The organism is Dokdonella sp. (assembly GCF_019634845.1).
In the GTDB taxonomy this organism is placed as follows: domain Bacteria; phylum Pseudomonadota; class Gammaproteobacteria; order Xanthomonadales; family Rhodanobacteraceae; genus Dokdonella_A.
The window spans coordinates 83,192-93,808 of sequence record NZ_JAHCAQ010000007.1 but is presented as its reverse complement, the minus strand read 5'-3'; the positions used below and the strand labels follow the sequence as shown (position 1 = coordinate 93,808).

The window sequence follows — 10,617 nt, the reverse complement described above, 5'->3', positions numbered from 1 at the left end:
CTCAGGGATTGGAATGACGGGTGACCGACCAGGTCGCGGCGGCGCGGCCGGTGAGGAAGTCGTACAGGCCCAGCATCGCATAGCCGTTCATCCGCACGAAGGTGGCGATGACCCGCACCGGCATGAGGCGCAGCAGCGAAGCGCGCGCGAGCGCGGCCAAGGCGGCGCCGTAGAACGCGAGCTGGGCCAGTGCGAGCGCGGTCCAGGTCGGCGAGTGGCCGACGAGCGCGAGGTTGCTCACCAGCAGGGTCAGCATGCACCACGGCGCCAGCAGGCGCAGCCACTTGTGGCCCCACAGGCGCCAGCCCAGTGGATGCGTCCACGGCAGCAGCAAGGTTGGTTCGCGCGCGATGAGCTGGAAATTGCCGGCCAGCGTGCGGCGTTTGCGCGCCGCTTCGGTGGCGGCATCGCCCGGCGGGCGGTCCCAGGCGCGGGCCTCGCTGCAGAATGCGATGCGCGCGCCGGTCGCGGCGATCTGCAGCGGGATCCATACGTCGTCGAGGATGAGGCCGGGCGGAATCGCCGGCAGCAAGGTGCGCCGCGCCGCGTACAGCGCGCCGCTGACGCCGACCACCGAACCGCTGATCGCTTCCTGGCTGCGGATGAAGGTCTCGTAACGCCAGTAGAAGTCGGCGCCGTCGCCGTAGCTGCTGGTGCTGCGCTCGAAGGCGAGCTCGGCGCCGACCGCGCCGACGCCGGGCTCGGCCAGCATCCGCACCAGCGCCCGCAGCGCCGCCGGCTCGATGCGTTGGCGCACGTCGGCAAACACCACGACGTCGGCGTCGAGCAGCGCCACCATGTCGGCGAGGCAGGCCGACTTGCCGCGGCGCAAGGCAAACACATGGGCGCGCAGGCGCGGATCGCTCCATTCGTGCAGGATCGCCGCGGTGCGGTCCTCCGAGCCATCCGAGGCGACGTGGAAGCGCAGCTGGTCGGCCGGATAGTCGAGCGCGGCGAGGTTGGCGAGCCGTGCCGGCAGGGTGTCGGCGGCGTTGTGGGCGACGATGACGATGTCCACACGCGGTTCCCACGGCGCGCCGCGTACGCGGCGCGGGCGATACAGCGCCAGCGCCAGCATTGCCAGCGGATAGCCGAAATAGGTCCAGCCCAGCGCGAGCAGGCTCAGCAGGAACAGCCATTTCATCGCGCGGTGATCTCCTGTCCGAGCAGGCGGGCGCGCCAGCGCTCGTAGCGGCGGTCACCGAGCGTGTGCTTGGCCAGGCCGAGCAGCTCGTAACGCAGTCGTGCCCGCGCCAGCCCGCGTCCGGCGAGCCAGCCGGCCAGTGTGGCGGCATCGAGCGCTGCCGTCACCGCCAGGCGCGGCAGCGCCTGCGCGCCGCGAGCATGCCGCAGCGGACCCGGTTGTGAACCGAGCACGTGCGTGTAGCCGCATTCGCGCGCGATGCGCGGCAGGTCGGCGTGCATGCGCCCGCCGGGCGGCGCCAGCAGCGTGACCGGTGCGCCGATGTGGTCCTCGATCGTCTGGCGCGAGCGGCGCAGATCCTCGCGCAGCGCCGGCGCGTCGAGTTCGGTGAAATAGCGATGATTCCAGCCATGCGACTGGATCGACATGCCGCTGGCAGCCATCTCGCGCAGCGCGCTCCAGCTTGCCAGCCCGGGCTCGCCGACCTTGCCCGGGTTGATGAAGAAGTCGGCGCGCATGCCGCGTTCGAGCAAGGCCGGCCAGGCCAGCAAGTGGTTGCTGGCGTGACCATCATCAAAGGTGAGCACGGCCGGCGCGGCGTCCGGCGTTGCCAGCCAGTCGCGCGCGCTGGTGGCGCCGCCGGCCAGTTGCGCGAGCGTGTCCAACTGTTGCGCAAAGTGCGTCGCCGCCACCGTGTAGTGCGGATCCTGCGCGGCGTCGGCGCGGTCGGGTCCACCGATCGCGTGGTACATGAGGGCGATGGCGCGTGGCGCGCGGCCCGGTTTGGTCGTGCTGCTCATCGGCGATCGTCAGCGCGTATAGGCCAGCGACAGGATGATGGCGTTGTCGCGGTAGCCGGCCGCGCGCAGCGTGCTGTCGCGACGTGCGTGGGTGGCGCGCAGCTGCCACAACCAGTGGCTGGTGCGGCGCCATTGCAGCACGACCGAGCTGGTGAGGTCGGTGTCGACGCGATCCATGTCGCGGTAGTCGCGGCGTTCGCGCCCGGTCGATGCCGACAGCGTCAGGTTCGGCCGCAGGCGCCAGTCGACGCTCGCGGTCCAGCCCAGCGAATGCTGGCTCAGCAGCGCACCATCGATGTAGTCGAGTTGGCGCCAGAACGGCGCCAGCGCGATGCTCCACCGTGCCTCGCGATGGTTGAAGTCGAGGTCGATGCGCTTTTCGACGTACAACTGCGGCGAGATCACGGCGCCATTGCGGCCGCTGCCGATGCCCAGATCGCCCAGTGCGGTCGGGTCGACGATGAGGTCCTGGCTCGCGTCGGCGATCTGCCGCACCGCGCTCACGCCGAGATCGGTTGCCGGCGATGGCATCCAGCGCAGCGCGAGCTTGAGCAGGCTGCCGTTGTGCTGGCCCGCCGCGCGCAGATCCAGCCAGCTGTAGCCGGCCACCGACTCGAGCTTGATCGCGTCGGTGGCGTGGGTGTAACCGAGATAGGCATCGTTGCGGTCGTAGTCGAATGGCTGCGACACCTGGCGGTCGTAGCGCACGCGACTGCTGCCGAGCGATGCGGCCAGGGTGTCGCCGGGGCTGAGCAGCCAGGCCAGCTGCGCCAGCGCGCTGAGCCGGCTGCTGTCGAATTCGCCGGTCTTTTCGGCGTAGGTGTTGGTGTAGCGCAGGTCGAGCCGCCCCTGCAGGTCCTCGCGCAGGTGCAGGTGCAGGGTCGGCCCGGTGCTGAACACGTTGGTCTGCTGCTGGTTGGTGGGTACGTCGACCTGCAGCACGTTGATCGGCTGCCGGCCGAGATAGTCCTCGGCCACCCAATCCAGGCGCCCGGGGCTGATCGCCCACACGCCGGTGCCGGCGAACAGGCCGCGCAATTCGTCGGAAAACGGTCCGTCGAGGTAGTCGCGCCACGACAGCGAACCGGCCGCGCTGGCCGTGAGCACGGCGCCCTGCTGCTGCAGGTCGAAGGCGAGGGTCGGCGTCAGTACCGTGGCGCCAACCGGGTTGTCGCGGCTGAGATTGATGTTGTCGTTGCGCTCCAGCTCGATGCCGAGCGAGTAGTTGAACGCGGATTGCGCGTGCAGCGCAGGTGCGCTTGCGGCGCACAGCGCCGCGGCGAGGGCGAGTGGACCGCGAACGGGGATGCGCATCGATGCTGCTCCATGTCAGTGTCCCGCTGCGACGCACTTGCCGCGGCAGCGGGCATGGCCCCGGCCCGGGCGCCCGCCGGCGGCGAGCGCCACGGTCAGGGCAGTTCGTTGAACACCACGCCGGCGAAGCGGCTGGGGTCGAAGATCGATGCCGCCTGCGCGATTGCCGCCGGCGTGTCGCGACCGTAACCGGCCACCAGCACCACGAAGTCGGCCAGATCCGACAGGATACGCGCGTCGGGCGAGCCCTTCACCGCGGGGCCATCGAGCAGCAGGTAGCGATCGGTGTAGCGGCAGCGCAGCGAATCGAGCGTGGCCCGCATGCGGAACGAGGAGAAGTACTCGCCACCGGTCTCGCGCGACTTGCCGGCCGTGATCAGGCGCAGACGCGGGATGCCGGTGTGGCGGATGATGGCGGGCACGCCCAGCGCCGGTTTTTCGAGATAGTCGATCAGGCCGGGGCTGGCGTCGGTGGCGAGCGCCTTGTGCTGGCTGGCGTAGCGCAGGTTGCAGTCGATCAGCAGCGCGGTCTTGGCCTCGTCGAAGGCGAACGCGGCGGCAAGGTTGCGGGCCACGAAGCTGCCACCCGAGTGCGGGCTCACCGAGGCGACCATCGTCACGAAGTTTTGGTCGCCACCCAACGCCAACAGGCGCGTGCGCAGTTCGCGGAAGGCATCGGCCTGCGGCCGCGCGCGATCGTCGCGATGGATCATGCGCCGCTGGTCGAGCTCGCGCGTGCTCAGTGCGGTCGTTTCCGTCATCAGCGCGATCGACCGGCTGCTGTTCGATTGCAGGCCCAACTCGCGCGCGGTGGCTTCGATCGCGCCGCCGACGCGGTCGGGCGTGGTGTTGTCGTGGCCGGAATTCATCGGGAAGCCTCCAGCCGGATCCAGTACAGCGCGGCATAGGCGAGCAGCACGCCGACGATGATGATGAGCAGCGCCGCGCCGTGCAGCGCGCTGCGGCGCCGGTCCTGCGGCGTGCGGTAGGTCGGGATCGTCACCAGCACCGGCACGCCGGCGAGACGTTCGATCTGTGCCGCCGAGCGCACGCGCGGGTCGAAGCGCGCATAGCCGAACAGCAGTGCCAACGGCAACAGGGCGCCGAGCACGAGACCGCCGATCGCGAAGTGGATCAGGCGCAGGCCGGACGGACGCACCGGCATCACCGCCGGCTCCTGGATGCGGAAGGTCAGGCCCTGCTGCTTGGCATCGAGGTCCATCGACACACGGGCGTTTTCGCGACGCTTGAGCAGGTCCTGGTAGATGTCGCGGTTGACCTCGTAGTCGCGCGTGAGCTCGGCCAGCGCATTTTCCGAGTTGGCGATGCGCTTGTTGCGGTCGAGTTCGCCGTTGAGCATGCCTTCGGTGGCACTGAGCTTGGCGGCGGTGGCGGCCGCATTGCGGCGTGCCTCGTTGAGCTTGCTGCGCAGTTCCTGGTGCAGCGGGTTGTAGGCGATGCTGTCGTCGGTGGCCGAGGGGCCGCCCGTGGGCTTGGGCGCGAGTGCCTTGTCGGCTTCGTCGCGCTTGAGCAGATCGCGGATGTCCTGCATCTGGTGCCGGATGCGCACCACGTCGGGATAGTCGTCGGTGTAGGTGAGCAGCAGCCGATCGAGCTGATTCTGCAGCTCGGCCAACTGCACACGATAGGTACTGGCGCGGGTCTGCACGGCCGTGATTTCGGCCTCGCCCGACAGTTGCGACGCCAGCGCACTCTCGCGCGAGTGTTGTTCCATGAGCTCGAGTCGCGCCTGCTCGATCTGGGTGCGCAACTGCGCGATGCGGGTGTTGCTGTCGGCCTCGCCGCCGGGGCGCGCGTCGACGTTGGCTTCGCGATAGGCCTTGAGCTTGTCCTCGGCGTCGGTCAGCTTCTTGTGGTAGAGCGCGACCTGGCTGTCGATGAACTCGAACGCGTTGCGGCTCTCGTGTTCCTTGGCGGCGAGGCTCTCCTGGATGAACAGTTCGGCCAAGCGCTCGGTCACGTGGAACGAGCGCGCCGCGTCCTTGTCGGTGTAGCTGATCTGGATCAGGTTGTCGCGTGGACTGGCGATGCGCGTGCGATCGGTGATCGCCTCGATCATGCGGTCCTGCTCGACCGGGGATGGGTGCTGGTCGAGCCAGCCACCGGCGGCGAGGATGTCGTTCATGACCTTGCGGCTGAAGATCACCTCGCGCGCGATGCCGGCGCGATCGGCGACGCCGGTGGCCACCGCGCGCCCCTCCATGAGGCCGGTGACGATGTTGCTCTCCTGCACCAGGATCGTGGTGGAGGATTCATACTTGCGCGGCAACAGCACGCCGATCACCAGTGCGGTGAGCGCGATGACCGCAAACAGCGTGCCAAGCGCGAGCCGGCGCCGGCGTGCCTCGACCAGCAGCACGCGCACCAGCTCGTCCATGGGTGCCATGGTGTCCTTCACGGGATCGGGCCTGCCTCAGAATACGCGTTCGGGTACGGTGATGACGTCCCCGGGTTGCGCGGGGTAGTTGGTCGACAGATCACCCTTCTTGAGGATGCGCTCCAGATGCACGGCGTAGGCGTGCGTGCCAGCGCCCTCCTTGCGGTACAGCTCGGTGCGGTCGGCGGCAGCGAATTCGGTGGTGCCGCCGGCGGCCAGCACGGCGTCGAGCATGGTCATGCCCTGGCGATAGGGGACCGAGATCGGGTTGCGCACGGCGCCGGTCACGCGCACCCGCGACAGGTACTCGTGGCTGCGCAGCTCGGTGAGGATCACCGCCACCTGCGGGTCGCGGATGAATACCTTGAGCTTGTCCGAGACCTCGGCAGCCACCTCGGCGGTCGTCTTGCCACCGGCCATGACATCGCCGATCAGCGGCAGCGAGATCATGCCGTCGGGCCGCACCGGCACCTTGGCGCCGAGATCGGGGTTGTGCCATACCGACACTTCGACGAGGTCATCAACGCCAATTCGGTACTCGCTGACCGCCGCCATCTCCGGGTGCGCCTTCGGAGTGCCCGAGTTGAGCACGGGATTGGCCGAACACGCTTGTAGAATCAACAAGATAATGAGCAGCAACGAACAACGGAGCAGGCTCATGGCGCAGATCCCTTGGCGGCGAAAGTGTGAACCGTATCACATTCTACGCTGAACCGAGCCGTGCTTCGCAAGCGCGTGCGGCCAGCGATCCAGGCCGCCAGTCCGTCTCCCGGCGTGGCCGGTTGGCCGTTTCAGACGCGATAGAAGTCGCGGTACCAGTCGACGAAACGGCCAATGCCGACCTCGACCGGGGTGGCCGGTGCGTAGCCGGTGTCGCGCGCCAGCTCGGCCACATCGGCATAGGTGTCGGGCACGTCGCCCGGCTGCAGCGGCAGCATGATCTTGTCGGCCTTGCGGCCGAGCCTGGCTTCGAGCACCTCGATGTAGTGCGCCAGCTGCACGGGCTGGTTGTTGCCGATGTTGTAGACGCGGTACGGCGCGGCCGATGAGCCCGGATTGGGCTGCAGCGGATCGAAGGCCGGATCACCGGCCGGCACGCGATCGAGCGTGCGCACCACGCCTTCGACGATGTCGTCGATGTAGGTGAAGTCACGCGTGTGGTGGCCGTGGTTGAAGACCTCGATCGGTTCGCCGGCGAGAATCTTGCGCGTGAACAGGAACAGCGCCATGTCGGGGCGGCCCCAGGGGCCGTACACGGTGAAGAAACGCAGGCCCGTGGTCGGCAAGGCATACAGGTGGCTGTAGGTGTGCGCCATCAGCTCGTTGGCTTTCTTGGTCGCCGCATACAGGCTCACCGGGTGGTCGACCGCGTCCTGCACCGAGAACGGCAGCTTGCGGTTGGCGCCGTATACCGAACTGGACGAGGCATAGACCAGGTGTTCGACGCCGCCGTGGCGGCAGGCCTCGAGCACGTTGATGAAGCCGACGAGGTTGGCCTCGACGTAGGCGTAGGGGTTGGTCAGCGAGTAGCGCACGCCGGCCTGCGCGGCAAGATTGACCACGCGCTGCGGGCGGAACCGGGCGAACGCCTGTTCGAGAGCCGCGCGATCCTCGAGCGCGCCGCGCACGAACTGGAAGCCGGCCTGCGGCGTGAGCCGGTCCAGGCGTGCCTGCTTGAGCGTGGGATCGTAGTAATCGTTGAGGTTGTCGTAGCCGAGAACCTCGTCGCCGCGTGCGAGCAGCCGCTGGCTGAGGGTCGAGCCGATGAAGCCGGCGGCGCCGGTGACTAGGATGCGCATGGACGATCCGTGATTGATGATTCGCGATGGGGGATTGGAAACAGCCTGGATTGCACGGCGGGACTCGATGCGCGGCGCCCGCCCGGTCCGGATGGTCATTCTGTCGCCGCGGCACCATCCGATGCACTGCCGCGGGGTGCCGCAACCTTGGCGTGGATCGTGCCCGACGCGGTCACGCGACGTCGCGGCACGTCGCGCCGGCCAACGCCTGGCCAGCCGTCACAACCGATCGTCCACCAGTTCGCGCGGCAGCGCCTGCTTGACGTCGAACAGCACGCAGCCGGGCTTGCCCAGCGCGCGGATGCGCGGCGCACCCATGTCGACGAACTGGCGGTGGGCGACGGCGAGGATGATCGCGTCGTACTTGCCCGGCTGCAGTTCCGGCACGAGCTCAAGGCCATATTCATGGCGCGCTTCGTCCGCGCTCACCCACGGGTCGTGCACATCGACCCGCGCGTGGTAATCGGCGAACTCGGCGACCACGTCGGTAACGCGCGTATTGCGCAGGTCCGGGCAGTTCTCCTTGAACGCGAGGCCGAGCACGAGCACGTTGGCGTCGACGACCTGGATGCGCCGCTGGGTCATGAGCTTGATGACGCGCTGGGCCACGTGCTGGCCCATGCCGTCGTTGATGCGGCGGCCCGACAGGATCACCTCGGGCTGGTAGCCGATCTGCTGCGCCTTGTGGGTCAGGTAGTAGGGATCCACGCCGATGCAGTGGCCGCCGACCAGGCCCGGTCGGAACGGCAGGAAGTTCCATTTGGTGCCGGCCGCGGCAAGCACCTCGGCGGTGTCGATGCCGAGCCGGTGGAAGATCAGCGCCAGTTCGTTGATGAGCGCGATGTTGAGGTCGCGCTGGGTGTTCTCGATGACCTTGGCTGCTTCGGCGACGCGGATGCTCGAGGCCTTGTGGGTGCCGGCGCGAACCACGCGCCGGTACAGGGCATCGACGAAATCGGCCACCTGCGGCGTCGAGCCCGACGTGATCTTGAGGATCGTTTCCAGGCGATGTTCCTTGTCACCCGGATTGATGCGCTCGGGGCTGTAACCGGCGTAGAAATCCTCGTTGTAGCGCAGGCCCGACTCGCGCTCGATGATCGGCACGCACACTTCCTCGGTCGCACCCGGGTAGACGGTCGACTCGAACACCACCACGGCGCCGCGGCCGATCGCCTTGCCGACGCTGCGGCTGGCGCCGACGAGCGGAGTGAGGTCGGGACGCTTGGCATCGTCGATCGGCGTGGGCACCGTGACGATGAACACGTTGCAGGTCTTGAGCTCGGCCGGATCGGCGCTGCAGCGCAGCTGCGTCGCCGCGCGCAGTTCGTCGGCCGACACTTCCAGCGTGTGGTCGCGCTGCTCGCGCAGCTCGGCGATGCGCGCCTGGTTGATGTCGAAGCCGAGCGTGGGCAGGGCGCGTCCAAAGCCGACCGCCAGGGGCAGTCCCACGTAACCAAGCCCGATGACCGCGACGCGGATGTCGTCGCGACCGGGCAGGGGAGCAGCGTCCATTCGGCAACCTCCGCGACGGAAAACACGTCAGTCTAGCAAGTCGCGCGGTGCCGCGGCACGCACGCCGGGTCGCTGCGGCCACGCCGCGACCGGGCCGGCTGCGCGCCGGCTCGCCGCGAGTGCTCAGTCGTCCTTGTCGGGACGCTTCCAGCCTTCGACCGTGTTCTGGCGCGCGCGCGCCACGGTCAGTTCGCCGGCCGGAGCCTCGCGCGTGATCACCGATCCCGCGCCGACGGTCGCGCCCTGGCCCACGCGCACCGGCGCCACCAGCGCGGTATTGGAGCCGATGAAGGCGCCGTCCTCGATCGTGGTGGCGTGCTTGCGCACGCCGTCGTAGTTGCAGGTGATGGTGCCGGCGCCGATGTTGACGTCGGCGCCGACCTGGGTATCGCCGAGGTAGCTGAGGTGGCCGACCTTGCTGCGCTCGCCGATGCGCGTCTGCTTGGTCTCGACGAAGTTGCCGATGTGGGCGCCGCCGGCGATTTCGGTGCCGGGCCGCAGCCGCGCGAACGGACCGACCTCGCAGGGGCCGTGGGTGACCACGCCGTCGAGGTTGCAGTGCGAATGGATGATCGTGCCGCTGGCCAGCGTGGAGTTGCGGATGCGACAGAACGCACCGATGTGGACGTCGTCGCCGATTTCGACCAGGCCTTCGAGGATCACGTCGATGTCGATCTCGACGTCGCGGCCAATGTGGACGTCACCGCGCAGGTCGAAGCGCATCGGATCGGCGAAGCGCACGCCGGCCGCGGCAAGCTGGGTGGCGCGGCTGCGCTGGTGCATGCGTTCGAGGCCGGCCAGTTGCCAGGGATCGTTGGCGCCGAACACCTCCTGCGGGCTGGCGCACATCTCGGCCGCGGCCGGATCGCCTTCGTCGGCGGCCTGCGCGAACACGTCGGTCAGATACAGTTCCTGCTGCGCGTTGTCGGTATCGAGGTTGGCGATCCACACGCGCAGGCGGCGCGCGTCGGCGGCGAGGATGCCGCTGTTGATGCAGGTGATCGCGCGCTGATCGGTGGTGGCGTCCTTTTCCTCGACGATGGCGCGGATGCGGCCGATGCCGTCGCGCACCACGCGGCCGTAGCCGTAGGGTGCTTCGAGCTGTGCCACCAGGGCCGCCAGCGGCTCCTCGTGCTCCAGCAGCCGGCGCAGCGTCTGTGCCCGCACCAGCGGCACGTCGCCGTAGAGCACCAGCACGCGCGCGTCGTCGGGGATGTTGGGCAGCGCCAGCATCACCGCATGGCCGGTGCCGCGCTGCTCGGGCTGGTGGGTCCAGCTGATGTCGCCCAGGTCGGTGGCCGCCGCACGCACCTGTTCGCCGAGGTGGCCGTACACGATGTGGATGCGCGCAGGCTGCAGCGCGCGCGCCGCATCGAGGACGTGGGCCAGCATCGGCCGGCCGGCCAGCGGCATCAGCACCTTGGCGCGTACCGATTTCATGCGCTTGCCTTCGCCGGCAGCGAGGATGATGACGTGCAACGGAGGAGGGGCCACGAGCGACTCCGGCAAGACAGGGGACAGCGGCATTCTAGTCGCCCGCGCCGCAGCGTCGAAGCCGCGCAGGCCCATCCGTCGGGCCTGCGGCGCCGGTCGGGCGGAAAGCCCGCCGCGCTCGCCTGCGGCCGCGCCGCCGTGGCATGCTCGCGCGGC

The 10,617-nt window shown here is 68.9% G+C and carries 9 protein-coding genes; all 9 read right to left on the bottom strand.

Annotated features, from left to right (window positions below; all coding sequences use genetic code 11):
- Position 1: 1 nt before the first annotated feature.
- Complete coding sequence (locus KF903_RS06900) at positions 2-1,144, bottom strand: glycosyltransferase family 2 protein (protein ID WP_291212897.1); 1,143 nt, start codon at positions 1,142-1,144, stop codon at positions 2-4.
- A complete protein-coding gene (locus tag KF903_RS06895; RefSeq protein ID WP_291212894.1) occupies positions 1,141-1,944 on the bottom strand; it encodes a polysaccharide deacetylase family protein in 804 nt (267 codons plus the stop codon). The genes KF903_RS06900 and KF903_RS06895 overlap by 4 nt, the downstream gene beginning before the upstream one ends.
- A gap of 9 nt (positions 1,945-1,953) precedes the next feature.
- On the bottom strand, positions 1,954-3,258 hold the full coding sequence (locus KF903_RS06890) for an outer membrane beta-barrel protein (protein WP_291212892.1): 1,305 nt from the start codon (positions 3,256-3,258) through the stop codon (positions 1,954-1,956).
- Between the two features lie 95 nt (positions 3,259-3,353).
- Positions 3,354-4,127: a CpsD/CapB family tyrosine-protein kinase gene (locus KF903_RS06885; RefSeq protein ID WP_291212890.1), complete on the bottom strand. Its 774-nt coding sequence runs from the start codon at positions 4,125-4,127 to the stop codon at positions 3,354-3,356.
- Positions 4,124-5,677 (bottom strand): XrtA system polysaccharide chain length determinant, encoded by a 1,554-nt coding sequence (locus KF903_RS06880; protein ID WP_291212887.1) that lies wholly within the window; start codon positions 5,675-5,677, stop codon positions 4,124-4,126. The genes KF903_RS06885 and KF903_RS06880 overlap by 4 nt, the downstream gene beginning before the upstream one ends.
- A 15-nt stretch (positions 5,678-5,692) precedes the next feature.
- The gene (locus KF903_RS06875) at positions 5,693-6,316 is read right to left on the bottom strand and encodes an XrtA/PEP-CTERM system exopolysaccharide export protein (protein WP_291212884.1); all 624 of its coding nucleotides are present in this window, start codon (positions 6,314-6,316) and stop codon (positions 5,693-5,695) included.
- A gap of 131 nt (positions 6,317-6,447) precedes the next feature.
- Positions 6,448-7,455, bottom strand: a complete 1,008-nt coding sequence (locus KF903_RS06870) for an NAD-dependent epimerase (protein WP_291212881.1) — start codon at positions 7,453-7,455, stop codon at positions 6,448-6,450.
- A 219-nt stretch (positions 7,456-7,674) separates the two neighbouring features.
- A complete protein-coding gene (gene tviB, locus KF903_RS06865) occupies positions 7,675-8,967 on the bottom strand; it encodes a Vi polysaccharide biosynthesis UDP-N-acetylglucosamine C-6 dehydrogenase TviB (RefSeq protein WP_291212878.1) in 1,293 nt (430 codons plus the stop codon).
- Positions 8,968-9,090: 123 nt separating this feature from the next.
- The gene (gene glmU / locus KF903_RS06860; protein WP_291212875.1) at positions 9,091-10,494 is read right to left on the bottom strand and encodes a bifunctional UDP-N-acetylglucosamine diphosphorylase/glucosamine-1-phosphate N-acetyltransferase GlmU; all 1,404 of its coding nucleotides are present in this window, start codon (positions 10,492-10,494) and stop codon (positions 9,091-9,093) included.
- Between the last annotated feature and the right edge of the window lie 123 nt (positions 10,495-10,617).

Excerpts from the sequence above, each read along its gene's own strand:
- KF903_RS06900 (WP_291212897.1), bottom strand. The coding sequence starts at position 1,144 with ATGAAATGGCTGTTCCTGCTGAGCCTGCTCGCGCTGGGCTGGACCTAT.
- KF903_RS06895 (WP_291212894.1), bottom strand. The coding sequence starts at position 1,944 with ATGAGCAGCACGACCAAACCGGGCCGCGCGCCACGCGCCATCGCCCTC.
- KF903_RS06890 (WP_291212892.1), bottom strand. The coding sequence starts at position 3,258 with ATGCGCATCCCCGTTCGCGGTCCACTCGCCCTCGCCGCGGCGCTGTGC.
- KF903_RS06885 (WP_291212890.1), bottom strand. The coding sequence starts at position 4,127 with ATGAATTCCGGCCACGACAACACCACGCCCGACCGCGTCGGCGGCGCG.
- KF903_RS06875 (WP_291212884.1), bottom strand. The coding sequence starts at position 6,316 with ATGAGCCTGCTCCGTTGTTCGTTGCTGCTCATTATCTTGTTGATTCTA.
- KF903_RS06870 (WP_291212881.1), bottom strand. The coding sequence starts at position 7,455 with ATGCGCATCCTAGTCACCGGCGCCGCCGGCTTCATCGGCTCGACCCTC.
- tviB (WP_291212878.1), bottom strand. The coding sequence starts at position 8,967 with ATGGACGCTGCTCCCCTGCCCGGTCGCGACGACATCCGCGTCGCGGTC.
- glmU (WP_291212875.1), bottom strand. The coding sequence starts at position 10,494 with ATGCCGCTGTCCCCTGTCTTGCCGGAGTCGCTCGTGGCCCCTCCTCCG.